Source organism: Ottowia sp. SB7-C50, from assembly GCF_033110285.1.
In the GTDB taxonomy this organism is placed as follows: domain Bacteria; phylum Pseudomonadota; class Gammaproteobacteria; order Burkholderiales; family Burkholderiaceae_C; genus Ottowia.
Genome location: NZ_CP136995.1, coordinates 981,396 through 1,006,560, shown reverse-complemented (window position 1 = coordinate 1,006,560; position 25,165 = coordinate 981,396). Strand labels below are relative to the sequence as shown.

At 68.4% G+C, this 25,165-nt stretch carries 20 protein-coding genes and 4 pseudogenes; 6 read left to right on the top strand and 18 right to left on the bottom strand.

Translation table 11 applies throughout. The features are described 5' to 3' along the window. Nucleotide 1: 1 nt before the first annotated feature. From pstA to pstS, 3 genes and pseudogenes are all read right to left on the bottom strand, one after another. The gene (gene pstA / locus R0D99_RS04850; protein ID WP_317750253.1) at nucleotides 2–868 is read right to left on the bottom strand and encodes a phosphate ABC transporter permease PstA; all 867 of its coding nucleotides are present in this window, start codon (nucleotides 866–868) and stop codon (nucleotides 2–4) included. A 173-nt stretch (nucleotides 869–1,041) separates the two neighbouring features. Next, the gene (gene pstC, locus R0D99_RS04845) at nucleotides 1,042–2,043 is read right to left on the bottom strand and encodes a phosphate ABC transporter permease subunit PstC (protein ID WP_416365970.1); all 1,002 of its coding nucleotides are present in this window, start codon (nucleotides 2,041–2,043) and stop codon (nucleotides 1,042–1,044) included. A gap of 99 nt (nucleotides 2,044–2,142) precedes the next feature. Beyond that, nucleotides 2,143–3,169, bottom strand: a pseudogene (pstS, locus tag R0D99_RS04840) (phosphate ABC transporter substrate-binding protein PstS). A 178-nt stretch (nucleotides 3,170–3,347) separates the two neighbouring features. Between pstS and ppx the strand changes: the two are divergent. Then, the gene (ppx, locus tag R0D99_RS04835; protein ID WP_317750251.1) at nucleotides 3,348–4,847 is read left to right on the top strand and encodes an exopolyphosphatase; all 1,500 of its coding nucleotides are present in this window, start codon (nucleotides 3,348–3,350) and stop codon (nucleotides 4,845–4,847) included. Nucleotides 4,848–4,922: 75 nt separating this feature from the next. Here the strand turns inward: ppx and R0D99_RS04830 are convergent, their stop codons facing one another. Both R0D99_RS04830 and R0D99_RS04825 read right to left on the bottom strand, forming a co-directional pair. Then, a complete protein-coding gene (locus tag R0D99_RS04830; RefSeq protein ID WP_317750249.1) occupies nucleotides 4,923–5,699 on the bottom strand; it encodes a tyrosine-protein phosphatase in 777 nt (258 codons plus the stop codon). A gap of 994 nt (nucleotides 5,700–6,693) precedes the next feature. Continuing rightward, nucleotides 6,694–7,062: pseudogene (locus R0D99_RS04825) on the bottom strand (glycosyltransferase family 39 protein); the annotation flags it as partial. A gap of 336 nt (nucleotides 7,063–7,398) precedes the next feature. On the opposite strand from R0D99_RS04825, the pseudogene R0D99_RS17285 reads away from it, so the two are divergent. Together R0D99_RS17285 and R0D99_RS04815 are read left to right on the top strand one after the other, a co-directional pair. Continuing rightward, nucleotides 7,399–7,749 (top strand): annotated as a pseudogene (locus R0D99_RS17285) (AI-2E family transporter); the annotation flags it as partial. A gap of 178 nt (nucleotides 7,750–7,927) precedes the next feature. Continuing rightward, nucleotides 7,928–9,799 carry an AI-2E family transporter gene (locus tag R0D99_RS04815; RefSeq protein ID WP_317750247.1) on the top strand — a complete coding sequence of 624 codons (1,872 nt, stop codon included), beginning with the start codon at nucleotides 7,928–7,930 and terminating at the stop codon, nucleotides 9,797–9,799. A gap of 103 nt (nucleotides 9,800–9,902) precedes the next feature. Here the strand turns inward: R0D99_RS04815 and R0D99_RS04810 are convergent, their stop codons facing one another. From R0D99_RS04810 to R0D99_RS04750, 13 genes and pseudogenes are all read right to left on the bottom strand, one after another. Further along, nucleotides 9,903–11,249 (bottom strand): HAMP domain-containing sensor histidine kinase, encoded by a 1,347-nt coding sequence (locus R0D99_RS04810; protein ID WP_317750246.1) that lies wholly within the window; start codon nucleotides 11,247–11,249, stop codon nucleotides 9,903–9,905. Then, nucleotides 11,246–11,926, bottom strand: a complete 681-nt coding sequence (locus tag R0D99_RS04805) for a response regulator transcription factor (RefSeq protein ID WP_317750245.1) — start codon at nucleotides 11,924–11,926, stop codon at nucleotides 11,246–11,248. The genes R0D99_RS04810 and R0D99_RS04805 overlap by 4 nt, the downstream gene beginning before the upstream one ends. Beyond that, nucleotides 11,908–12,339, bottom strand: coding sequence for a DUF4260 domain-containing protein (locus tag R0D99_RS04800; protein WP_317750244.1), 432 nt, complete (start codon nucleotides 12,337–12,339; stop codon nucleotides 11,908–11,910). Before R0D99_RS04800 ends, R0D99_RS04805 begins: the two co-directional genes overlap by 19 nt. Nucleotides 12,340–12,367: 28 nt before the next feature. After that, nucleotides 12,368–12,847, bottom strand: a complete 480-nt coding sequence (locus R0D99_RS04795; protein ID WP_317750242.1) for a Spy/CpxP family protein refolding chaperone — start codon at nucleotides 12,845–12,847, stop codon at nucleotides 12,368–12,370. Nucleotides 12,848–12,948: 101 nt separating this feature from the next. Continuing rightward, nucleotides 12,949–13,977 (bottom strand): aldo/keto reductase, encoded by a 1,029-nt coding sequence (locus R0D99_RS04790; protein WP_317750241.1) that lies wholly within the window; start codon nucleotides 13,975–13,977, stop codon nucleotides 12,949–12,951. A gap of 56 nt (nucleotides 13,978–14,033) precedes the next feature. Beyond that, complete coding sequence (locus tag R0D99_RS04785) at nucleotides 14,034–15,005, bottom strand: Gfo/Idh/MocA family oxidoreductase (protein ID WP_317750239.1); 972 nt, start codon at nucleotides 15,003–15,005, stop codon at nucleotides 14,034–14,036. A 154-nt stretch (nucleotides 15,006–15,159) separates the two neighbouring features. Beyond that, a complete protein-coding gene (locus R0D99_RS04780) occupies nucleotides 15,160–16,074 on the bottom strand; it encodes a class III extradiol dioxygenase subunit beta (RefSeq protein ID WP_317751003.1) in 915 nt (304 codons plus the stop codon). 129 nt (nucleotides 16,075–16,203) lie between these two features. Then, nucleotides 16,204–16,527, bottom strand: a pseudogene (ligA, locus tag R0D99_RS04775) (protocatechuate 4,5-dioxygenase subunit alpha); the annotation flags it as partial. Between the two features lie 87 nt (nucleotides 16,528–16,614). Continuing rightward, nucleotides 16,615–17,556: an amidohydrolase family protein gene (locus R0D99_RS04770; RefSeq protein ID WP_317750238.1), complete on the bottom strand. Its 942-nt coding sequence runs from the start codon at nucleotides 17,554–17,556 to the stop codon at nucleotides 16,615–16,617. Between the two features lie 14 nt (nucleotides 17,557–17,570). After that, nucleotides 17,571–18,542 (bottom strand): tripartite tricarboxylate transporter substrate binding protein, encoded by a 972-nt coding sequence (locus R0D99_RS04765; RefSeq protein ID WP_317750237.1) that lies wholly within the window; start codon nucleotides 18,540–18,542, stop codon nucleotides 17,571–17,573. 27 nt (nucleotides 18,543–18,569) lie between these two features. Further along, entirely contained in the window at nucleotides 18,570–19,256 is a 687-nt protein-coding gene (ligK, locus tag R0D99_RS04760; RefSeq protein WP_317750236.1) for a 4-carboxy-4-hydroxy-2-oxoadipate aldolase/oxaloacetate decarboxylase, read from the bottom strand. 3 nt (nucleotides 19,257–19,259) lie between these two features. Then, complete coding sequence (locus R0D99_RS04755; protein WP_317750235.1) at nucleotides 19,260–20,288, bottom strand: amidohydrolase family protein; 1,029 nt, start codon at nucleotides 20,286–20,288, stop codon at nucleotides 19,260–19,262. A 62-nt stretch (nucleotides 20,289–20,350) separates the two neighbouring features. After that, nucleotides 20,351–21,754: an MFS transporter gene (locus R0D99_RS04750; protein WP_317750234.1), complete on the bottom strand. Its 1,404-nt coding sequence runs from the start codon at nucleotides 21,752–21,754 to the stop codon at nucleotides 20,351–20,353. A gap of 145 nt (nucleotides 21,755–21,899) precedes the next feature. Between R0D99_RS04750 and R0D99_RS04745 the strand changes: the two genes are divergently transcribed. From R0D99_RS04745 to R0D99_RS04735, 3 genes are all read left to right on the top strand, one after another. Continuing rightward, nucleotides 21,900–22,826 carry a LysR substrate-binding domain-containing protein gene (locus R0D99_RS04745; protein WP_317750233.1) on the top strand — a complete coding sequence of 309 codons (927 nt, stop codon included), beginning with the start codon at nucleotides 21,900–21,902 and terminating at the stop codon, nucleotides 22,824–22,826. 201 nt (nucleotides 22,827–23,027) lie between these two features. Then, entirely contained in the window at nucleotides 23,028–23,966 is a 939-nt protein-coding gene (gene rpoH / locus R0D99_RS04740) for an RNA polymerase sigma factor RpoH (RefSeq protein WP_317750232.1), read from the top strand. Between the two features lie 152 nt (nucleotides 23,967–24,118). After that, a complete protein-coding gene (locus tag R0D99_RS04735) occupies nucleotides 24,119–25,111 on the top strand; it encodes a tripartite tricarboxylate transporter substrate binding protein (RefSeq protein ID WP_317750231.1) in 993 nt (330 codons plus the stop codon). Nucleotides 25,112–25,165 lie beyond the last annotated feature (54 nt).

Sequence of the window (25,165 nt, the reverse complement as noted above, 5' to 3'; positions counted from 1 at the left end):
CTCAGTGCGCCGCCTTCTTCTCGCGGAAGAACACGCGAGCGATGATGTTGATGACCAGCACGGTGAGCGTGATCAGCAGCGCGCCACCCCAGGCCAGGCGAATCCAGTTGTCGTACGGGCTCATCGCGAACTGGAAGATCACCACCGGCAGGTTGGCCATCGGCTGGCCCATGTTGGTGCTGAAGAACTGGTTGTTGAGCGCCGTGAACAGCAGCGGCGCGGTTTCGCCCGAGACGCGGGCAATCGCCAGCAGCAGGCCGGTGATGACGCCGCTCTTGGCCGCGCGCAGGCTGATCATCAGCGACACCTTCCAGCGCGGCGCACCCAGCGCCGCCGCGGCTTCGCGCAGGCTGCCGGGCACCAGGCGCAGCATGTTTTCGGTGGTGCGCACGACCACCGGAATGGCGATCAGCGAAAGCGCCAGCGAACCGGCCAGGCCCGAGAAGTGCCCCATCGGCGCCACCACGATGGCGTAGACGAACAGGCCCAGCACGATGGACGGCGCCGACAGCATGATGTCGGTGACGAAGCGCGTCAGCTCGGCGGTCTTGCTCTCGTCGCCATATTCGGCCAGGTAAATGCCGGCCAGGATGCCGATGGGCGTGGACACCAGCACCGTCAGGCCCAGCATCATCAGGCTGCCCACGATGGCGTTGCGCAGACCACCGCCTTCGGACCCTGGCGCCGGCGTGTCGCGCGTGAACATGTTCAGGTCGACCGCCGCCAGGCCCTTGCTCAGCAGCACGAACAGAATCCACAGCAGCACCACCAGGCCCAGCGCCATGGCGGCCATCGACAGCGCCAGCCCGACGGCGTTGGCGGCGCGGCGCTTCTTGTACAGCGCGCTTTCGGCTTGCAAGATTTCCATGTCAGTTGTCCCTGTTGCTGCGCAGCGCTGCAGCCGCTGAAACGCCGATGGTCGAATGGCTGCGGAGCAAGCCAGGCGTGGGCGCCGTGGCCGGGCTTGTACCGGGCACTGGCGCCGTCCCCCGCCCGAAGAGAGCGGGGGAAGACGCGAAGCGTCTCAGGGGGTGCGTCATTTCAAGTCCCCTTGGCGCGCTCGGCGCGAATGATCATGATCTTGGCCAGCGACAGCACGACGAACGTAATGACGAACAGCAAGAAGCCCAGCGCGAACAGCGTGGTCAGGTGCAGGTCGGCGGCTTCGCCAAACTCGTTGGCCAGCACCGAGGCGATGGACGTACCGGGCGAGAACAGCGAACTCGGCATGCGGTTGGCGTTGCCGATGACGAAGGTGACCGCCATCGTCTCGCCCAGCGCGCGGCCCAGGCCGAGCATGATGCCGCCGATGACGCCCTTCTGCGTGTACGGCAGCACCACCTTGCGCACCACCTCCCACGTGGTGCAGCCCAGGCCGTAAGCCGATTCGCGCAGGATGGGTGGCACGATCTCGAACACGTCGCGCATCACGGCGGCGATGTAGGGCAGGATCATGAAGGCCAGCACGATGCCGGCCGCCAGAATGCCCATGCCGTTGACCGCACCGCCGAACATCCAGCCCACCAGCGGCATGCCGCCCAGCACCTGCTGCATCGGCGTCTGGATGAAGTCGGCAAAAATGGGCGCGAACACGAACAGGCCGAACATGCCGTAGATGATCGACGGCACCGCGGCCAGCAGTTCGATGGCGGTGCCCAGCGGGCGGCGCAACCAGGTCGGGCAGTTCTCGGTCAGGAACAGCGCGATGCCGAAGGCCAGCGGCACGGCAATGATGAGGGCGATGCCGGCGCTCAGCACCGTGCCGACGATGGCGATGGCGGCGCCGAACTGCTCGTTGACGACGTCCCACTCCACCGTCCAGAGAAACTGGAGGCCGAACGCCTTGAAGGTCGGCCAGGCGCTGATGAACAGCGACACCATGATGCCGATCAGCGCCACCAGCACCAGCAGCGAAAACGCCTGCGTGCTGCGATGAAACAGCACGTCCTGCCAACGCTGCCGGCGCGCGATGGCCTCCATGCCAGGTCGTGCGACGCTGGCTGTCTCGTCCCGGGTCGGCTGTCCGTTGTCGATGGTTGTCATGCCCACGCTCATGGAGTCCTCGTCGCCGTCATTATGGGTTTGCGCAAGACGCGACCCAAGCCCGGACCGGGCCGTGGATCGCGCGCATCGGCGCGGGGCTTACTTGGCGATCTGCGACCAGACCTTCGAGCGGATGTCGTTGGTCAGGCTGTCGGGCAGCGCGACGTAGTCCAGGTCGGCGGCCATCTGCTTGCCGTTCTTGAACGCCCAGTCGAAGAACTTCAGCACTTCGCCCGATTGCGCCTTGTCGGCCGGCTGCTTGTACATCAGGATGAACGAGGCAGTGGAAATGGGCCAGCTCTTGTCGCCCTTGGCGTTGACCATGGACACGCCCATGCCCGGCACGCTGAACCAGTCCACCCCCCGCGGCGGCGGCGGCAAACGCGTCGTCGTCCGGCGTGATGTACTTGCCAGCCTGGTTCTGCACCTGCATGTAGCTCAGCTTGTTCTTCTTGGCGTAGGCGTATTCGACGTAGCCGATAGCGCCCTTGATGCGCGCCACGTTGGCGGCCACGCCTTCGTTGCCCTTGCCGCCGACCGAGGTGGCGGCCGGCCACTTGACGGCGTTGCCCTTGCCCACCTTGTCGGCCCAGTCCTTGCTGACGGCGCTCAGGTAGTCGGTCCAGTTGAAGGTGGTGCCCGAGCCGTCGGCGCGGTGCACCACGGTGATGGCCTGATCAGGCAGCGCCTTGCCGGGGTTCAGCGCGGCGAACTTGGGGTCGTTCCACTTGGCGATGGTGCCCATGAACATCTCGGCCAGCACCGGGCCGGTCACACGCAACTCGCCCGGCTTGAAGCCGTCGACGTTCAGCACCGGCACGGTGCCGCCGATGATGGCCGGAAACTGCACCATGCCGTCCTTGTCCAGCTCCTCGCCCTTCAGGGGCGAATCGGTGGCGCCGAAGGCCACCGTCTTGGCGCGGATCTGGCGCACACCACCGGACGAGCCGATGGACTGGTAGTTCAGGCCCGTGCCGGTGGCGGCCTTGTAGCCTTCGGCCCATTTGGCGTAGATCGGGTACGGGAAGCTGGCGCCGGCGCCGGTGATGTCGGCGGCGTAGGCGGTGGTGGCGACGAAAGCGCCCACGGCGGTGGCGGCCAGGGCCTTGAGGAAAGTACGCTTCATGATGGAATGCCTTCGGGAAGAGTTGACTCGGATGGCTCACTGTATTTCCCGAATGTGACGGTTGTGTGACGTCACGCGATGGTCATGTGCGGCAGCGCAGGGTTGGCGGGCCCGCGATGCGCCACAATCGGCAGCGCCCGTTTTACCCGTCCGCCTTGCGGCCTTCCCCACCTCACCTATGCAATCCGGCACCCGCCTTGCCGCTGTGGACCTCGGTTCCAACAGCTTTCGCCTGGAAATCGCCCGCCTTGAGCTGGGCCAGCTTCAGCGCACCGAATACCACAAGGAAACCGTGCGCCAGGGCGCCGGGCTGGACGCCGACCGCCGTCTGTCGCAGGACGCCATGCAGCGCGGCTGGAACTGCCTGGCGCGCTTTGCCGAGCGCCTGGCGGGTTTCGAGCCCAGCCAGGTGCGCGTGGTGGCGACGCAGACGCTGCGCGAAGCGCGCAACCGCGACGAATTCGTCTCGGTGGCCGAGCAGACGCTGGGCTTTCCCATCGACGTCATCTCGGGGCGCGAAGAAGCGCGCCTCATCTACCAGGGCGTGGTGCACCTGCTGCCGCAGTCGGACGAGCGCCGGCTGGTGCTGGACATCGGCGGCCGCTCGACCGAGTTGATCATCGGCCAGGGCTACCGGCCGCAGACCATGGAGTCGTACCGCGTGGGCAGCGTGGCCTGGTCGATGCGCTACTTCGCCGACGGCGTGATGACGGCCAAGAACTTCGAGCGCGCCGAGATCGCCGCCAAGGCGGTGCTCGACGACGCCATCTCGACCCACGGGCGCCGCCACTGGGACGTGGCCTACGGCTGCTCGGGCACGGTGGGTGCCATTGCCGACACGCTGCTGCTGGCCGGGCGCGTGCCGGCGCGCTACCTGATCACGCGCGACGGGCTGGACTGGATGCGCGACAAGCTGGTCAAGGCGCACAAGTTCGACGCCATCAAGCTCGAAGGCATCAAGGACGAGCGCAAGGCCGTCATCGCCGGCGGCCTGGCGGTGCTGCGCGCGCTGTTCGACCTGCTGGAGATCGAGCAGATGCAATACGCCTACGGCGCGCTGCGGCACGGGGCGCTGTACGACATGCTGGACCGCCAGCACGAGACGACCGACGTGCGCGCCGCCGCGGTCACCGCGCTGGCCGCCAAGTTCAGCGCCGACGCGGCGCAGGGCGCGCGCGTGTCGGCTACGGCGCTGCACCTGTTCAGCCAGCTGGCGCCCCATCTGAAGAAAAAGCAGCGCCAGGAAGCGGCGCGCCAGATCGACTGGGCGGCGCGGCTGCACGAGATCGGATCGCGCATCTCGCACGCCGACCCGCACAAGCACGGCGCCTACATCCTCGATCACGCCGACGTGTCGGGCTTCGCCATGCACGAGTTGCACACGCTGAGCCAGCTGGTGCTGGGCCATCGCGGCAAGCTTCGCAAGCTGGAGTCGCGCTTCGGCGACGCGATGTTCATGCACCAGTTACTGGCGCTGCGCCTGGCCGTGATCCTGTGCCATGCGCGGCAGGATCCCGACCACGACGGCATCACCCTGGCGCCGGGCCCGGACCCGGCGCACGGCTTCTCGCTGGCGATGCGCAAGGGCTGGGCCTCGGCCTGGCCGCAATCGGCCCACCTGCTGCGCGAGGAAGCGCTGGCCTGGCAAAAGACACCGTGGGGGCTGCACCTGCGCTGAACAGGAACGCACGGCCAAAACCGCGCCCAGCGCTGATTCAAAGCGCGCCGGTAGCTATCAATTTTGTAGTTTCATTCAGCGACCAGTGGGCGCCAGATACAGCTGGCGCAGGCGTGCCCGCTGCGCTTGACGAACGCCCAGCGGCCCGGCCAGATAGGCCTCGAAGCCGCCAAAGTCCTGGTCGACCGCGTGCAGCGCCGCGTCGAGGAAGTCCGCCTGCACGCGCCACAGCACGTCGAGCACCTCGCGCGGAACGCGGGCTTCGGGCAGCGCCGGCATGCGGTAATGCTGGTTGGTCAGCAGATAGTCCTGCATCACCACGTCACGCGGCACGCCCAGCGCCATCAGCACCAGTGCGGCCGCAAAGCCGGTGCGGTCCTTGCCCGCCGTGCAGTGGAACACCAGCGGCGCATCGTCGTCGACCAGGTGCTCGAACAGGCTGGCGAAGGCCGCCGCGTTGTCGTGCACGAAGGCGCGATAGGTCTGCTGCATCAGGCCCACGGCCTGCGGCGCCGTCACCGACGCACCGGCGTCCAGCAGGTCCTTCATGCGCTGCACCACGGTCGGCTCGATCGGCAGCGGGTGCTGCGTCACGCCGGGCAGGTCGTACGGCACGGCCGCGCGCTCGGTCGCGCCGCGAAAGTCGAAACTGCGGGCGACGCCCAGTTGCCGAAACAACGCCGCATCGTCCGCCGTCAGTGCCGCCAGGTGGTCGGAGCGGAACAGGCGGCGCCAGCGCACGGTCTGCCCCTCCGCGCCGGCATAGCCGCCCAGGTCGCGGAAGTTGCTGGCGCCGGTCAGGCGCAGGGAACGATCGGGGTGCTGAAGGATGGGGTCTTGAAAAGCGGCCATGCGCAATTGTCGCCCGCGGGCAGGGGCAAGTGCAGGCCGTCAACCGCCCGGGGCACGTGTGCACGATGCGGGGACGTAGGCCCGCCAGTGCACGGTGAAGGGCCGGCCGGCTGGCTCGCGCGGCCAGGGCACGGTCCAAGTGCCGTCGTGGGCGCGCATGTCGGCTTCCTGTGCCACGCTGTCCAGCGGCGCGGGCGCCGATTCGGGGGGCTTCGTCCTGCCACACCCACAGCGCGCCGCGCTCGCGCAGGCCTTGCGGCGTGATCCAGGGCGAATGCTGCGGGTCGCCTTCGATCAGCACCGAAGGCTGCCGCGGCGACAGCGCCACCGCCAGCGCGCCGGCCAGGTGGTATTCGCCCGCCACCGCGCCCAGGCGGCAGGTCGACATCGCGTCCCAACTGGCCTGTGCCTGCGCCGCCAGCGCGGCCGACGGCCAGTCGGTGCGCACCGGGCGCTGCCGCCACTGCGCAACAAAGGCCAGGTACGACCACGACAGCAGCGAGATCAGCACCAGCCACACGGCCAGCGCCCGCCACAGGCGCGGGCGCACGCGCTGCAGCCAGGGCGCCGGCAGCCAGGCCGCCACCAGCAGGCCGCTGAAGGTCCACATCGGCACACCCCACATGTCGCGCATCTTGACCAGCCCGGCCAGCCCCAGCAACGCGGCCAGCGCGCCGGGCGCCAGGGCCAGCACCAGCAGGTAGCCCGGCCAGTCGGTGTGCAGGCGCGACGGCCGCGCCGCAGCCGATGCCGCGTCCGTGCGTGGCACCGCACGCCACACCGGCAGCACGGCCCACAGCACGATCAGCAGCAGCGGCAGGTGGTTGATGAGCTGCATGGCGATGAAGCCCAGCGCATGCGCGCGCGGGTCGCCGTCGCCCGCGCCGGCGCGCTGGCTGGCGTAGGCAAAGGGCAGGCCTTCATACGCCCACAGCCAGTGCAGGTGCGGCGCCAGCACCCCCAGCGCCAGCAGCACCGCCAGCCACGGGCCGGCCGACCGCAGCACGCGGCGCTGCGGCGTAAACAGCACGTAGGCGCCCAGGCAGGCCAGCAGAATGGCGCCCGAATACTTGGTCAACAGGCACACGCCGGCCAGCGCACCCAGCCACAGCCAGTGGCGCAGCCGGCCGTCCTGCAGCGCCGCCAGGCAGGCCCAGCCGAGGCCGGCCCACAGCGGCAGTTGCGCCACGTTGTGGTTGAACTCCAGCGCCGGGCGGGTCAGGAAGATGGTGCCCATGGCGAGCGCCGCCCCCAGCGCCGCGCGCTCGCGCGACATCAGGCGGCAGCCCGTCAGCCACACCAGCCACAGCGTGGCCGCGATGCAGACCTGGCTCAGCAGGTACGGCCCGGCGCGGCCGAACACGCGATAGAACGCATACAGCACCCACGGCGCCAGCGGCGGGTGCTTGTAGTAGCCCCATTGCCATTCGTGGCCCCAGGTCAGGCTTTCGACCACGTCCAGCGGAAAGCCCGGCGCCACCAGCGGCGGCACCAGCGACCACGCCAGCCCATACACCGCGGCCAGGGCCAGCACGGCGCGCGGCAGGTGCGCACGGGCGTCGGTGGTCAAAGACAAGTGATAAGGGTTTAGTACAAAAGCGCGCGATTGTAGGACGGCGCACCTTTCGCCCGCTGTCCCGGGGCCTTACGCCGTCGTCCTACAGCGCGCCGCGCAGGCGCTGCCGACAATCCGCTGCGCATGCCCAACCGCCCCGTCCCCGCCGCGCCGCCCGGCCCCGGTCCCTTGCCTGTGGACGGGCCGGCGTCGGCGCAGCCTGCGGCGGAGGCCGCGCGGCAGCCGCTGGCAACGTGGCTGGTCAGTGCCGCCATCATCGTCGCGGCGCTGTACTTCGGGCGCGACGTGCTCATGCCGCTGGCGCTGGCGATTCTGGTGGGCTTTGTGCTTGACCCGATGGTGTCGTGGCTCAAGCGGCGCGGCATTCCGCGTGCCGTGGCCGTGTTCATGGTCATGCTGGCCACGCTGGCGCTGCTGGCCGCCACGGGCTTTTTCATCTTCGCCCAGTTGCGCCAGATCGGCAACGACCTGCCCGTCTACGAGACCAACATCACCCGCAAGCTGCGCAGCTTCGGCGACCAGTTGCGCCAGCCGGGCATCCTGGACCGCTATTCGCGCGTGGTGACGCGCGTCGAACGCGAGATCGAAGAAAGCCAGCGCAAGGAAGAGCCCCCCCAAGTTCAAGGCTGGCCAGCCGACCCAGGTCGAAGTGGTGGGCCAGAGCGTCAAGCCCTGGCAGCGCCTGGTGACATGGGCCGAGACCTTCGCCACCCCATTGGCGACGGCCGGCGTGGTGCTGTTGCTGGTGGTGCTGATTCTGCTGGACAAGGGCGCGCTGCGCGACAAGGTGTTGCGCCTGCTGGGCAGCAACCTGTACCGCACCACCGACGCCCTGGGCGACGCCGCGCAGCGCGTCAGCAAGTACCTGACCATGCAACTGGTCGTCAACGCGACCTACGGCATCCCGATGGCGCTGGGCCTGCTGCTGATCGGCGTGCCGGGCGCACTGGTGTGGGGCCTGCTGGCGGCGGTGCTGCGCTTCGTGCCGTACCTGGGGCCGATGATCGGTGCGATCTTTCCAGTCACCATGGCGTTTGCCGTCGACCCCGGGTGGGACATGGTGCTGTGGACGGTGGCGCTCATCGCCACGCTGGAGCTGATCAGCAACAACCTGATTGAGCCCTGGCTTTACGGATCCAGCACCGGCATGTCGACGCTGTCGCTGATCCTGGCGGCGATGTTCTGGACCGCGCTCTGGGGGCCGATCGGGCTGATGCTGTCGACCCCCATCACGGTGGTGTTGTTGGTGCTGGGGCACCACCTGCCCCAGTTGCGCGTGCTGGAAGTGCTGCTGGGCAGCCAGGGCGTGCTGGACGAATCCACCCGCCTGCACCAGCGCCTGCTGGCGGGCGACGTGGAATCGGCCGCCGAACTGGCCGTGCACCATGCCGACGAGGTATCGCCCGAGGCCTTCTACGACGAAGTGGCGCTGGGCGCGCTGCGCCTGGCATCCAGCGGCTACGACACGATGGCCACGGCCGAGCATCGCCACCGCGTCATCTCGGGCATGGAACGCGTGCTGGAAGAGCTGCGCGAACAATACCCGCCGCCTGCCAACCAGCCGACGCAGGTGGCCTGCATCGGCGGGCGCTGGGCGGTCGATTCGCTGGCGGCCGACATGGCGGCACATGTGCTCTCGCTGCACGACATCGGCGCGCGCGTGGTGCAGGTGGGCATCACCTCGCCCGACTACTTTGCGCGGCTGGATTTGAAGGGCGTCGAAATGGTCTGCCTATGCTACTTCTCGCCCGACCCGACCACGCTGGCCAAGTACTTCGTGCGCCGGCTCAAGCGCCACTGGCCGAACGTGCAGGTCATTCTGGCGGCGTGGAATTTCCAGACAGAAGACGCCGAGGGCGACCCGGTGCAGACCATCGGCGCCGACGCGCTGGTGACGTCGCTGGGCGAACTGGTGGCGCAGTCGAAATCGCGCCTGACCCGCGCCGACGGCATGCCGTATCTGCCCGCCCCGCTACCAGAAAAGGAGCGTGCGCGGCTGGCGGCGCTGCACGCCAGCGGCGTGCTGGACGCCGCGCTGCGCGGCCGCTTCGACGCCATTGCCAAGCGCGCCGCCGACGCCTTCGACACACCCTTCGCGCTGGTCTCGCTGATCAGCGACGACTGGCAGATCACCCACGGCGACGCCAGCGCCGCCGGCCGCCCCGCTGTCGGCGAGCCCGAACGCGGCGTGCCGCGCCCGCTCTCGATGTGCGGCCACGTGGCGGCCGGCGGCGAGACGCTGGTCGTGCCCGACGTGCTGCGCGACCCGCGCTTCGCCGCCAACCCGGTGCTGAAGGAGCGCGGCATCCGCTTCTACGCCGGCGCGCCGCTGCAGGGCGACGACGGCCTGGTACTGGGCACCCTGTGCCTGCTGGACACCGAGCCGCGCACCCTGACGCCGCGCGACGTGCTGTTGCTCGAAAACATGGCCACCGAAGTCATGAGCGCCGTCGAAAAGCGCGTGGCGCAGCAAGGCGATGACAAGGCGCCCGCGGGCACCGCCGCATTGCCGGCCGGCGCCTGAGGCGCGGCGCGACGAGCGCCCTTTCATCGTCCCAACAAGCGCCTTCCGTGCCCCTGGCGCTTGTCCATGGCGCGCTGAGTGCTATCTTTTTAGCAGCTTCACGTCACTTCGACACCGCGGGCTCCGTCGGCAGATCGACCCGTATCGCCAGCCCCGGCGAGGCGTTGCGCACGCTCATCGCGCCTCCGTGCGCCTGCGCCACCAGCCGCACCAGGTACAGCCCCAGGCCGACGCCGCCGGTGCCGCGCTGGCGCGCGCTGTCGGTGCGATAGAACGGCTCCGACAGGTGCGCCAGTTGCTCGGGCAGCACGCCGGGGCCATGGTCGCGCACCTCGATGGCGACGCCGCCGCCGGGCATCGGACCCAGGTGAAGCGCAGGCGGCGCCGCATCGCCCGGGCTGTGGCGCAGGGCGTTGTCGAGCAGGTTGCGCAGCAGCAGGCGCACACGGCCCGCGTCCAGCCGCAGCGCGGGCGGCAGGCCGGCGTCCACGTGCAGGGCCACCGCCGGTGCGGCAGGGTGCGCGGCGGCCACGGACGCCAGCAGCTCGCGCGCCAGCGCCGCCACATCGGTCGGCTCGCGCTGCAAGGCGGCGTGCGGGCTGGCCAGGCGCTCGCTCTCCAGCAGGTCGGCGATCAGTTCACGCATCAGGGCCAGGTCGCGCAGCAGCGCGGCGCGGGTCGGCTCGGTGGCGGCGTCGTCGGGCAGCAGTTCGGCGTTCAGGCGCGCGCGGGTCAGCGGGCTGCGCAGTTCGTGGCTGATGGCCAGCAGCAGGCCGCGCTTGGCGTCCAGCATCTGGCGGATGTCGGCGGCCATCTGGTTCACGCTGCGCGCCAGCTCGCTCAGCTCGTCGGGGTGGCGCGCGTGCGGCACGTCGATGGGCGGCTCGAACTGGCCGGCGCCGAAGCGGCGCACCCCGGCACCGATGTCGTGGATCGGCCGCAGCATGCGGTGCACGGCCGCGTAGGCCAGCGCCGTCAACGCCAGCAGCGCCGCCAGCGTGATCCACACCGTGCGGCGCGGCTCGTCGTGTTCGGCACGCGCGCGCAATGACAGCGTGATGCGGTGGCCGTCGGCGGTCTGGCGCACCACCGCGCGGCGCTCGGCGCCCTCGCCCTCGCCCTGCGCCCACGGCGGCCGGTGGCGTGGTGCCGGGCCCGACGCCCAATTGACCTGCGGGCCTTCGATGCGAATCACCACCGGCAGCTGCTCGGCCAGGGCGCGTGCGCGGTCGATGCGCGGGGGCGAGCCGATGTCGGCCACCAGCCGGTCGGCGTAGTCGCCCACCAGCGGATCGACCGCCGCGCGCCAGCCCACCGAGAACGCGCGGCCGATGCCGCCCAGAAACGCCGCGCTCATCGCCAGCGCCAGCAGCACGAACAGCAGCACCAGCCGCACGCGCAGCGAATGGCGCGCGCGCCGCCACCAGCCGGGCCTGCCGCCGGCGCTCATGGCGCGCGCCGCGCCAGCGCCAGCGTGTAACCGGCGTTTCGCAGGGTCTTGATGGCGTCCAGCGGCTCCAGCTTCTTGCGCAGGCGGCTGACCACGATGTCCACCGCGCGGGTGTACAGGTCGGCGTCGTGCCCGCGCAGCGCCGACAGGATGTCGTCGCGGCTGAACACGCTGCCGGGCGAGCGCGCCAGCAGGTGCAGCAGGTCGAACTCTGTGCTGGTCAATTCCACCGGCTGGCCCAGCCGGCGCACGGTGCGTGTGGCGGCGTCGACGCTGAGGCCGTCAAAGTGCAGCGCATGGGCCGCTGGCGGCACGGCGACGCGGCGGCGCAGGATGGTCTGCACGCGCGCCACCAGCTCGCGCGGCTCGAACGGCTTGGGCAGGTAATCGTCGGCACCCAGCTCCAGCCCCACCACGCGGTCGGTCAGCTCGCCGCGCGCGGTCAGCATCAGGATCGGGATGTCGCTGCCCTGGCGGATGGTGCGGCACAGCTGAAAGCCATCCATCTCGGGCAGCATGACGTCGAGGATGACGGCGTCGAAGCCGCCTTCTGACAGCCGCGCCAGTCCGGCACTGGGCGCCAGCGCGTGTTCCAACGCCAGATCGAAGCGCGCGAAATAGGCGGCCAGCGGACCGCCCAGTTCGGCGTCGTCATCGATCAGCAGGATGCGGGGCATGGGGGGTGGATTGTGGCGCGGCCGCCCAGCCGACCCAGATGCGTGTCGCCAAAGCCGCTGGGGTATTTGAGGCCAAAGCCCAGGGCGCGGTCAAAGCCGATGTGCGCCCACCAGATTAGCGCCGCTTTCAAGGCCATCGTTTCAGCGCCGAGCAGACCCGCGCCCGCCAAGGCGAGCGGCACGGCAGCCGTGTGGGCCAGGTTGTACGCCATGGCCCCGGCGCGCGGGCCGGCCACATAGGCCAGCAACGCGACGTCGGGCAGCAGCAGCCACGCGGCGAACTCGCCCCAGCCGCCGCCCGCTTTAGCGTAAGCCAGCGTGGCGACCGTGGCGACCAGCGCGCCTTCCAACCGCAGCCATCGACGCGGCGCGTCGATCACGGCGCCATGGGCTGGGGGTGCGTGCGCGTCCATGCGAACTCCTCCGACCCGCGCGTTCACGTCACCCGCGCGGCCCGCCGTGGCCCCAGCGCCCGCGCCGCTGCATGAATTCGCGCACCTTCTGCTGCTGCGTGGGGTTCAGGCTGTCGTAGAAGTCGCCCAGCGCGGCGATCACTTCGGGGCTGCCGGCGCGCACGGCGTCGGTCTTCTGCTGCACCAGGGCCTGCGCCTTCGCGCGGTCGAAGGTCGTGCCGGACACCAGCGCCTGCACGTCGGCGCGCGGATCGGCGCCGCCGCGCACGGCCAGGCGCTGCGTGTGCAGCTTTTCGCCCAGCGTGGCAAGCTTGGCTTTTTGCGCGGCGTCCAGGTCCAGCTTGCCGGCGATGCGGTCGACCATCTTGCCGCGCCATTCGGCCTGCTGCTCGGGCGTGGCGTGGCTGCCCATGCCGTGGTGCATGCGGTGGCCGCAGGCGGCCACGCCGCCCAGCGCGATGACGGCGCCGGTCAGGCCGATGAGGGTGCGTTTGATCCAGGTTTTCATGACGGTGCTCCTTGTCGTGAGCGTGTTGAACATGTCCGTCATGGTGCCGGCCGCAGGGCGCGGCGTCTTCTCGGCGCGGTCTCGGTTTGTTTCGTTATTTTTCAGCCGGGCGTGGCGCCGAAATCTTCGGTGTCGACCTCGCGCCGGGCCTGTTCGGCATAGCGATGGCCGCTGACCGTGCGCTGGTTGATGAGCGCGTCCAGCCGCGCCAGCAGGGCGCTGTCGAGCGCGACGTCGGCGGCGCCGAAGTTCTCGATGGCGTGCGCGAGCGAGCGCGTGCCCGGAATCGGCAGCACGTCGTCGCTCTGGTGCAGCAGCCAGGCGAGCGCCAGCTGCGCGGGCGTGCAGCCGGCTTCGTCGGCCAGTTGACGGTACGACGCCAGCAGCGGCAGGTTGCGCGCGTGATGATCGGGCGCAAAGCGCGGCATGGGGCGTCGGATGTCCTTGTCGGGCAGGGCCTCGACCGCCGCCACATCAGGCAACGCGCCGGCCAGGAAGCCGCGCCCCAGCGGGCTGAAGGCGACAAAGCTCACGCCCAGGTCGCGGCAGGCCTGCAGCACGGCGATTTCGGGATTGCGCGTCCACAGCGAATATTCGGTCTGCAGCGCAGCAATGGGGTGCACCGCGTGCGCCCGGCGCAGCGTGGCCGCGGACACTTCGGACAGGCCGATGGTGCGGATCTTGCCCGCGCGCACCAGGTCGGACAGCGCGCCCACGCTGTCTTCGATGGGCACCTGCTTGTCCCAGCGGTGCAGGTAGTACAGGTCGATCACGTCGGTCTTCAGGCGCCGCAGCGAGCCTTCGCAGGTCGCGCGCAGCGACTCGGGCCGCCCGTCGATCACGCGGCCGGGCTTCACGCTGCCATCGCCTGCCTCCACCGTCATGCCGCATTTGCTGGCCAGGGTGAAGCGGCTGCGCTGCGGACCCAGTACGCGGCCCACCAGCGATTCGCTGACACCGAAGCCGTACAGCGCGGCGGTTTCGAAGTGCGTGCAGCCGGCATCGAGCGCGCCGCGCAGCACGCGCTCGGCCTCGTCGGCCGAAATGGGCGTGCCATAGGCATGGCAGATGTTCATGCAGCCCAGGCCGATGGCGCCGACCTGGAACGGACCCAATGCGCGCTGTTTCATGTTTCAATGGTAAATTGGCCGCTGGCGCTTGCAGGACAAGCGCATTCAGCTATCATTTATGCAGCATTCAGCTGCTGCTCCAGGTCGTGCAGCACCTGGTAGCAGGCCAGCACCTGCGCCACGCTGCTGTTGGGTTCGCGGCCTTCGCGGATGGCGGCAAAGAACTCGCGGTCCTGCAGCTCGATGCCGTTCATCGACACATCGACCTTGCTCACATCGACCACCGTCTCCGGACCCTTGGCGTGCGTCTGCACCAGGTCGTCGTAGCGGGCGATGTAGGTCGCCGTGTCGCCGATGTAGCGAAAGAAGGTGCCCAGCGGGCCGTCGTTGTTGAAGCTGAGGGACAGCGTGCAGATGGCGCCGTTGGCGGCCTGCAGCTGGATGCTCATGTCCATGGCGATGCCCAGGTCCTTGTGGATCGGCCCCTGCACGGCGTTGGCCTTGACGATGGGCGAGCCGCACTGGTAGGCGAACAGGTCCACCGTGTGCGCGGCGTGGTGCCACAGCAGGTGGTCGGTCCACGAGCGCGGCTGGCCCAGCGCGTTCATGTTGGTGCGGCGGAAGAAGTAGGTCTGCACATCCATCTGCTGGATGTTGAACTCGCCCCGCAGGATGCGGTTGTGCACGTACTGGTGGCTGGGGTTGAAGCGGCGGGTGTGGCCGCACATGGCGACCAGGCCGGTCTTCTTCTGCAGGTCGACGACCGCCTGCGCGCCGGCCAGCGAATCGGCCAGCGGAATCTCGACCTGCACGTGCTTGCCGGCCTGCAGGCATTGCATCGTCTGCTCGGCGTGCATCTGCGTGGGCGTGCACAGGATGACGGCGTCCAGGCCCGGCAGCTTCAGGCTGTCGGCCAGGTCGGTGGTGACGTGACCGATGCCGTACTGGTCGGCCACCTCCTGGGTCTTTTCCAGGTCGCGGCTGATCAGCGACACAACTTTGACGCCGTCGATGTTCTTGATGCCGTCCAGGTGCTTGATGCCGAAGGCGCCGGCACCGGCCAGCGCGACGTTGATGGGTTGGGTCATGGTGTTCCTTGTCGAGATGGAAAGGCTGCAATCAACAGCCGGACGCAAAGGACGCAAAAGTGACGCGAAGGACGCGAAAGAAAACCAGAAATTCTTGGCTGCCCCTTTTGCGTCCTTCGCGAATCCTTGGCGTCCTTCGCGTCCGGCATTTCTCTCAAACCTGATTTTCCAGAATCAGGTGCCCCACGGCCGTATTCGACGCCGGCACGTGGAAGAAACGGTGCGCGACCTTGGGCGCCTTGCCGCTGCCGGCCACGTCGCTCATGGCGCCGCGGGCGATCAGCCACATCACCAGCTCGATGCCTTCGCTGCCCGCTTCGCGCACGTAGTCGATGTGCGGCATGGTGGACAGATCCTTCGGGTCGGCGATCAGGCGGTCGAGGAAGCGGTTGTCCCACTCGGCGTTGATGAGGCCGGCGCGCGGCCCTTGCAGTTGGTGGCTCATGCCGCCGGTGCCCCAGATCTGGACGTTGAGCGGCTGGTCGTAACTCTCGATGGCGCGGCGGATGGCCTGGCCCAGCGCGAAGCAGCGCGCACCCGAAGGCACGGGGTACTGCACCACGTTGACGTGGAAGGGGATCACCTGCACCGGCCATTCGGCGGGGCTGCCGAACATCAGGTTCATCGGCACCGTCAGGCCGTGGTCGACCTTCAGGTCGTTGACGATGGTGAGGTCGAAGTCCTGCTGGATCACCGACTGCGCGATGTGCGAAGCCAGCTCGGGGTGCCCCTTGACCGTGGGCACCGGCCGCGGACCGTAGCCTTCGTCAGCGGGCTCGAATTCGGCCGCCGTGCCGATGGCGAAGGTGGGAATGACGCCCAGGTCGAAGCTGGTCGCGTGGTCGTTGTAGACGAGGAAGACCACGTCGGGCCGATTGTCCTTCATCCACTGCTTGCTGAAGTCGTAGCCCTTGAACAGCGGCTGCCAGTAGGGCTCTTCCGTCTTGCCGTGGTCGATGGCGGCACCGATGGCCGGCACGTGCGAACTGTAGACCGACGCGGTGATGCGCGCGCGCCCGTTTGCTTTGTTTTTTGTAGCTGCCTGCGCTTGTTCGACCTGCGCTGCCAGCTCTTTTTGCGCTTTTTCTTCCCAGGCCTTCCAGGCGTCGGACTGCGACGCGGCGCCCTGCGCGTTGCCCGTTTCGCCCACCACGCGGTTGCCCTCGGGGGTGCGGCCGCCGGCCAGCATCATGTCGCGGTACTGCTGCTCGGTCATGCCGGTCATGCTGCCGGCCATCTGCTGAAAACTCAGGCCATCGGTCGCGCCGAGCTTGGCCAGGAAGTAGATGTTGCCGCCGGTGCGCATGGCCCAGTTGAGGTCGCGCGCGCGCACCGCCGCCTTTTGCTCGTCGGTCATCGGCCATTCGGCCAGGTAGGCGTCTTCGTCGGCCTTGAAGCGCGCGCGGTTCTCGGCCTTCATCAGGCTCATGCAGAACTGGTTGAGCCAGTAGCCCTTGCGGCTTTGGTCGGCGTCGAAGATCGTGGTGCCGGGAACGTCGAGGTAGGGTTTGTCGAGTGCCATTTTCTTGAACTCCAGGTGAATGCGTTGGGCTTGCGTCGTGGGGCGTTGCGCATGGCGGTTTCGGTGTTCACGCTGAACGCCGGACGCTCAGCGCGCAACTTGTTCGTCGGGCCAGTAGAGCCGCATCGGGTTGTCCACCAGCAGCTTGCGTTGCAACTCCGCCGTGGGCGCGATGTGCGGAATGAAGTCGACCAGCAGGCCGTCGTCGGGCATGTGGTCTTTCAGGTTGGGGTGCGGCCAGTCGGTGCCCCACAGCACGCGGTCGGGGAAGGTCTCGACAATGCGGCGGGCAAACGGCACCACGTCGCGGTAGGCGGCCTGCTCGCCCTCCAATGCCTTGGGTCCGCTGACCGACAGGCGCTCGGGGCAGCTGACCTTGCTCCAGACGTTGGGGTGTTCGCGCATGAATTTCACGAACAGTTCGAATTCGGGGCCATCCACCGGCTGGCTGACGTCGGGCCGGCCCATGTGGTCAACCACCACCGTGGTGGGCAGTGCGGTGAAGAAGTCCCACAGCTCGGGCAGGTCGACGGCCTCGAAATAGATCACCACGTGCCAGCCCAGTGGCTGGATGCGCTGGGCGATCTCCATCAGCTCGTCGCGCGGCGTGAAGTCGACCAGCCGCTTGACGAAGTTGAAGCGGACGCCGCGCACGCCGGCCGCGTGCAGGCGCTGCAGCTCGGCGTCGGTGATGTCGCGCCTGACGGTGGCCACGCCACGCGCCTTGCCGTTGCTGGCGATGCAGGCATCGACCATGGCCCGGTTGTCGGCGCCGTGGCAGGTGGCTTGCACGATGACGTTGCGGGCAAAGCCCAGGTGGTCGCGCAGCGCAAACAGCTGCGCCTTGGACGCGTCGCACGGCGTGTATTTGCGTTCGGGTGCGTACGGAAATTCAGCCCCGGGGCCGAACACGTGGCAGTGCGCATCGACGCTGCCAGGCGGCAGGTGAAAGCGCGGCTTCGAAGGACCTTCGTACCAGTCGAGCCAGCCTGGGGTTTTCTCGAACGGGCCGGTGGTGGGTTTGCTCATGGCAGCGCCTTTTCTCAATCGGGGTTGATGTTGGCTTCGCGCACCAGCTTGTCGTAGCGCTGGCGCTCGGAACGAATGAGCGCGCCGAACTGTTCGGCCGTGCCCGGCAGCACTTCGCCGCCCACGGCCGTCATGCGGTCGCGCACTTCCCTGGTCTGCATCGCCTTCTGCACCGCCGCATGCAATTGCGCGACCACCGGCTTGGGTGTGGCCGCGGGCGCCACCAGGCCGTACCAGACCGACGCCTCGAAGCCCGGGTAGCCCGATTCGGCAATGGTCGGCACGTCGGGGAACACCGGCGTGCGGTTGGGGCTGAGCGCCGCCAGCACCTTGAGCTTGCCGCTCTTGGCATGCGGCTGCACCTCCAGCGCGTTGACCGCCACCAGCGGCACCTGGCCGCCGATCACGTCGGTCAGCGCCTGCGAACCGCCGCGATACGGCACGTGCTGCAGCGAGATGCCGGCCGCCCGCTCGAAGAATTCCACCGCCATGTGCGGCGTGGAGCCATTGCCCGGCGTGGCATAGGCCAGCGCGCCCGGCTTGGCCTTGGCTTCGGCAATCAGCCTGGCCAGGCTGTCGATCGGCGAGGCGGCGTTGGCGGCAATCACCACCGGCACACGGCCGACCAGCGACACGGGCACCAGGTCACGCTCGGCATCGAAGGGCATGGGCTTGTACAGCGCCATGTTGGCCGCCAGCGCGTTGGCCGCCAGCATCAGCGTATAGCCATCGGGCGGCGCATCGATGACCGACTTGACGGCGATGTTGGTGCCGGCGCCCGGCTTGTTCTCGATGACGAAGGGCTGCCCCAGGCTGGCCGACATGGCCTGCCCGATGGCGCGCGCCACGGTGTCCACCGCGCCGCCGGCTGAATAGCCGACCACGATCTTGACCGGCCTGGCCGGGTACGCCTGTGCCCATGCCGATGCCGGCGCCATCAGCGCCACGCCGGATGTGGCGAGGAAAGTCCTGCGATCCCAATTCATGCTCGTTTCCCTGAGGGTGTGCGCGGCTCAGTCGATGTACTTGAGCCCGGCCTTGGCCAGCGGCTCGCGCATCTTGTAATAGTCCAGACCCAGCGTGCCCGACGCGAACTCGGCGCGCTTGGCGCCTTCGTTGGCTTCGCGCGCGGTGGCCGCTTGCAGGGTCTTGTCGGCGATGGCGCGCGGCACGCAGACCACGCCGTCGTCGTCGGCCACGATCACGTCGCCCGGGTGCACGATCTGGCCGGCGCACACCACGGGGATGTTGACGCTGCCCAGCGTGGCCTTGATGGTGCCCTTGCTGCTGATGGCCTTGCTCCACACCGGGAACTGGATTTCGTCCTGCAGCATGCGCACGTCGCGCACGCCGGCGTCGATGACCAGCGCCCGCGCGCCGCGCGCCTTGAAGCTGGTGGCCAGCAGGTCGCCGAAGTAGCCGTCGGTGCACTCCGAGGTGACGCCTGCCACCACGATGTCGCCGGGACGAATCTGCTCGGCCACCACGTGCATCATCCAGTTGTCACCGGGTTGCAGCAGCACGGTGACCGCCGTGCCGCTGACCGGCGCGCCCGAGTAGATGGGCCGCATGTAGGGCTTGAGCAGGCCGACACGGCCCATGGCTTCGTGCACGGTGGCACTGCCGAATTTCGCCAGCGCATCGGCGGTGGCCGCATCGGTGCGCTGGATGTTGCGGTAAACGACGCCCAGTTCGTACATGGCTTATTTCCCTTTCGCTTTCAGTGCGGCATCCAGGCGCGGAAACACGCGGCGCGCGTTGCCCTCGTAGACCTTGTAGCGCTCTTCGTCCGTCAGGTTGGCGGTGGCCTGCACGTAGCGCTTGGTGTCGTCGTAGTAGTGGCCCGACTCGGGGTCGATGCCGCGCACGGCGCCGATCATCTCGCTGGCGAACAGGATGTTGTCGACCGGGATGACCTTGGTCAGCAGGTCGATGCCGGGCTGGTGGTAGACGCAGGTGTCGAAGAAGATGTTGTTCAGCAAATGGTCTTGAAGCAGCGGCTTTTTCATCTCCTGCGCAAGGCCGCGGAAGCGCCCCCAGTGGTAGGGCACCGCGCCGCCGCCGTGCGGGATGACGAATTTAAGCGTCGGAAAGTCCTTGAACAGGTCGCCCTGCAGGCACTGCATGAAGGCGGTGGTGTCGGCGTTCAGGTAATGCGCGCCGGTGGTGTGAAAGCAGGCGTTGCAACTGGTGCTGACGTGAATCATCGCGGGGATGTCGTACTCGACCATCTTCTCGTAGATGGGGTACCAGTGGCGGTCGGTCAGTGGCGGGCTGGTCCAGTGGCCGCCGCTGGGGTCGGGGTTCAGGTTGATGCCGACGAAGCCGTAGTCCTTGACGCACTTTTCCAGCTCGGGAATGCAGGTGGCCGGATCGACGCCGGGCGACTGCGGCAGCATGGCGGCGCCGATGAAGTGGTCGGGGAACAGCTGGCTGACGCGATAGCACAGCTCGTTGCAGATGGCCGACCAGGTGCTGGACACCTCGAAGTCGCCAATGTGGTGCGCCATGAAGCTGGCGCGCGGGCTGAAGATGGTCAGGTCGCTGCCGCGCTCTTTCATCAGGCGCAGCTGGTTGGTCTCGATCGACTCGCGCAGTTCGTCGTCGGAAATCTTCAGGTCGCTGACCTTGGGCTTGGCGGCAGGATCTTTGATGCCGGCAATCTGCTGGTTGCGCCAGTTTTCCAGCGCCTTGGGCGCGGTGGTGTAGTGGCCGTGGCAATCGATGATCATGGTGGTGGTGTCTCCTCGGAAGGCGATTGAAAACAAACGGGATGCCGTGGGCTGCGGGCGGCTCAGTGACCGGTGACGTCTTCGAAGCTCACCCTGTTCGCCTTGCGCTCGGGATGAACCCACTGCTTGACGAACAAGGCCGCCGCGGCGATCAGCGCCGGCAGCGCCATGGTGAGGAACACGCCTTCGAAGCCCATCTTGCGCCGCGCGAGTTCCGCCACCAGGAAAGACCCGGCGATGCCGCCGAAGCGGCCGAACGCCATCATCCACGATACCCCGGTCGCCCGCCCCTGCGTCGGATAGAAGGCCGCCGCCAGCGAGGGCAAGGACGACTGCGAGGTGTTCATGATGACACCTGCCACAAACACCGCCAGCATGAGCGTCGCGATGCCGCCCGTCGCCTGGCCGATCAGGGCCACGGCCACGGCGGTCAGCGCAAAACCCACGCCGACGATGATGTTGGCGTTGAAGCGGTCCATCAGAAAGCCGAAGAAGATGGCGCCGACGCCACCCAGTGAGAACAGGGCCGCGATGAGCGTGGCCTGCGCCTGCGGCACGCCCGCTTCCTTGAACAGCACCGGCATCCAGTTGACCAGGCCGTAGAAGATGACCAGCCCCATGAAATAGGCCACCCACAGCATCAGCGTGCCGACGAGGTAGCGACCGGACATGACCAGCGCCACCCCGCTTTGCTGCCCCTGGGCTGACGACGGCGCCGACTCGGGCAGCACAAAGCGCTGGGCTTGATCGGCACTGGGGTTGATGCGCCGCAGCACACGGCGCAGGCGGTCGGCCGAATAGCCCCGGCTGACCATGTAGCGCGCCGACTCGGGCAGTGCGAAGACCATGACCAGCGCCAGCAGCAGCGGCACCACACCACCGAGGATGAGCACGCTGCGCCAGCCGAACTGGGGAATCATCCACGCCGCCAGGAAGCCGCCAAACGCCGCCCCCAGCGGAAAGCCGCAGAACATGGTGTTGGTGATGACAGCCCGGCGCGAGTCGGGGCAGTATTCGCTCATCAGCGTCACCGCGTTGGGCATGGCCGCGCCCAGGCCCAGGCCCGTGACGAAACGCCACACCGTCAGCGTCGACAGGTCGCCCGAGAACGCCGACGCCAGGCAGGCGCCGCCCATCACCAGCACGGCCGCCACCAGCACCGCCTTGCGGCCCAGGCGGTCGGCCAGCGGGCCGGCGGCCATCGCGCCGCCGGCAAGGCCGAACAGCGCCGCGCTGAGCACCGGGGCCAGCGCCGGCTTGGCAATGCCCCACTCACCCAGCAGCGAGGGGGCAATGTAGCCAATCGCCGCGGTGTCAAAACCGTCCAGCAGCACGATCAGGAAGCACACGCCGAACACCAGCCACTGGTAGGACGAAAACGGCTGGGTGTTGAGAAAGCGCTGCACATCGAGCGTGCCACTCTCGGGCGGCGTCGACATGGCAACGGGAGGAACGGCGGTGCTCATGAAGTTTGTCTCCGGCCCGCGTGCTCACATCGGCACAGGCTGGGCTCAGTCGATTGTCGGCAGTCCTTTCCATCTTAAACAGACGGAATAACGCACTATCAGCTATAAAATAATTCAATATCTTGGCTTCTGGGTGGCCTCACCGATGGATCTCAAGCAACTCGACTACTTCGTGCGTGTGGCCGAGCTGGGCAGCTTTACCCGCGCCGCCGCCGCGCTGGGCGTGGCCCAGCCCGCACTGAGCCGGCAGGTGCGACTGCTGGAAGTCGAGCTGCGCCAGAACCTGTTGACGCGCAACGGCCGCGGCGCCGTGCCGACCGACGCCGGCCAGTTGTTGCTGGAGCACGCGCGCGGCATCCTGCACCAGATCGAGCGCACGCGCGAAGACCTGGCCCGCATGCGCGGCGGCCTGGCCGGGCGGGTGGCGCTGGGTTTGCCGCCCAGCGTGGCGCGCGCGCTGGCGGTGCCGCTGGTGCACGCCTTCCGGGCCGAACTGCCGGACGCCCGGCTGACCCTGTCGGAAGGGCTGTCGACCCGCATGACCGAGCAAGTGGCCCACGGCGAGCTGGACCTGGCGGTGCTGTACAACGCGCAGCCGGTGGCCGAGCTGGAAATCGCCCCGCTGGCGCGCGAAGAATTGCTGCTGGTGCAACGCGCTGCGGGCGCGCCCGATGAAATTGCTGCGCCCATCACCCTGGCCGAGCTGGCCGACGTGCCCCTGGTCATCCCCAGCCGCCCCAACGCGATCCGCATGCACGTCGAGGCAGAACTGGCGGCCGCGGGGCTCAAGCCCGGCGTGGTGCTGGAAATTGACGGCGTGGCCAGCATCCTCGATCTGGTGGCGGACGGCGCCGGTTGCGCCATCCTGTCGCGCCACGCCGTCGCCAGCGCCCCGCGGCCCGACGTGTTTGCGATGCGCGGCATTGCCGGGCGGCAGGGGCCGCTCACCATCGCGCTGTACACCGCTGCCAGCGCCCTGCGGCCGGCCACCGGCACGCAGCAGCAGGTACTGGCGCTGGTGCGCCGCCTGGCCCGCCAGCGCATGGCGCCGGACGCGGGAACCACGGGCTGAGCGCGCGGTCAAACCGGCCAGCCAGGCTGACCGCCCGCCCCATCACAAGCCCACGCGGCACACCGCCCCGATTGTCAATCGACACCTACAGACGCCCCGCCCAGCCCCGCTTAGACTGGGCTTAAGGCCCCGAACTTTCCGGTTAGCACTCAATCCAAGAGAGTGCTAAAATACCCGACAATGATTGAAGGACATTCAAAGATGAGCGCATCGGTTTCCGCCCCAGCCACTGCCGTGGCGCTGGCCAACCCGTGGGCTGTCGTACCGCCCCTGGGCAATCTGGACGCCTACATCACGGCCGTCAACCGCCTGCCGATGCTGACGCAGGAAGAAGAGCAGCGCTTCGCGCGCGAATTGCGCGACACCGGCAACATCGACGCCGCCGGCAAGCTGGTGCTGTCGCACCTGCGTCTGGTGGTGGCCACGTCGCGCCAGTATCTGGGCTACGGGCTGCCGCATGCCGACCTGATCCAGGAAGGCAACGTGGGCCTGATGAAGGCCGTCAAGCGCTTCGACCCCGACCAGGGCGTGCGCCTGGTCAGCTATGCGCTGCACTGGATCAAGGCCGAGATTCACGAGTACATCCTGAAGAACTGGCGTCTGGTCAAGGTGGCCACCACCAAGGCGCAGCGCAAGCTGTTCTTCAACCTGCGCTCGATGAAGCAGGGCTTCAAGACCGAAGACGCTGCCGAGGACATCACCCACCGCGACGCGCTGACCGCCGCGCAGGTCGACGTGGTGGCGCGCGAGCTGAACGTCAAGCCCGAGGAAGTACGCGAGATGGAAACGCGCCTGTCGGGCGGCGACGTGCTGCTGGACCCCGCGCCCAGCGACGACGGCGAGCAGGCCTTTGGCCCCATTGCCTACCTGTCGGACGACCGCCATGAGCCGACGGCCATGATCGAATCGAGCCAGCGCGACGTGCTGGCCACCGAAGGCATCGCCACCGCGCTGAAAGGCCTGGACGAGCGCAGCCGCCGCATCGTGACCGAGCGCTGGCTGAACGTGAACGACGACGGCTCGGGCGGCATGACGCTGCACGAGCTGGCGGCCGAATACGGCGTTAGCGCCGAGCGCATCCGCCAGATCGAAGTCGCCGCCATGAAAAAGATGAAGGCGGCGCTGGCCGAATACGCCTGAGCACCGGCCTTACACGCCTGAACCACGGCCCCTTCGCGGGCCGTTTTCTTTGGGGTCAAATCGGTCGCCTGCGCTTGCCCATCAAGCGCATGCAGCTATTTTTTTAATAGTATTCGATAATGCAACGTCATTCTTCTTTCAAGCTGTCCGCCATGCCTTCTGCCCCCGATTTGCGCCGCCGCCTCATCGCGTTGGCCGCCGTTGCCGCCAGCGTCGCCGCGCCCGCCGCCTGGGCGCAGGCCGCCGACACGTGGCCCAGCAAGCCGCTGCGCATCGTGGTCGGCTTTCCGGCCGGCTCGTCGCCCGATCTGACGGCGCGCGCGCTGGCCGAGCCGCTGGAAAAGGCGCTGGGCCAGCCCGTCATCGTCGACAACCGCGTCGGCGCCGGCGGCAACATCGGCGCCGATGCGGTGGCCAAGGCGACCGACGGCCACACCCTGGGGCTGATGATCAACGGCAACATGACCATCGCCCAGCTGCTCAACCCGGCCGTGCGCTACGACCCGCTGAAGGACCTCGCGCCGGTCAGCCTGGTCGGCGTGGCGCCGCTGGTGCTGACGGCCCCGGCCGGCGCGCCCGGCGCCGACGCGCGCGCCTTTCTGGATGCGGCGCGCAGCGCGGGCGACAAGTGGAGCTACGGCTCACCCGGCGTGGGCACCGTCGGCCACATCGGCATGGAACTGCTGAAGAGCCGCGCCGGCATCGCCCCGCTGCACGTGCCCTACCCCGGCTACCCGCAGGTCTTCAACGCCATGGTGGCGGGTGATTTGCAACTGTCGATGCTGCCGCCCGCGCTGGCCAACGCGCAGATCAAGGCCGGCAAGCTGCGCGGCATTGGCGTCACGTCCAGCGGGCGCAGCACCCTGGCGCCCGACCTGCCCAGCCTGGGCGAAGCAGGTGTGAAGAACTTCAACCTGGAGATCTGGAACGCCGTCGCCGCGCCGGCCAGCCTGCCCCAGGCCCACGTCGACAAGCTCGCCGCCGCCGTCGGCGCCATCGTGCGCACGCCCGAGATGCGCCAGCGCCTGTTCCAGCAGGGCTGGCAGGCGGTCGGCTCGTCGCCGCAAGGCCTGGCCAACCGCATTCAGGCCGACACGCAGGTGCTGGGCGGGATCATCCGGGCGCAGAAGATTTCGGCGCAGTGAGCGCCGTCGCTTGCTATCTATTTAGAAGCTATCTGCGCTTGTCTGGCAAGCGCT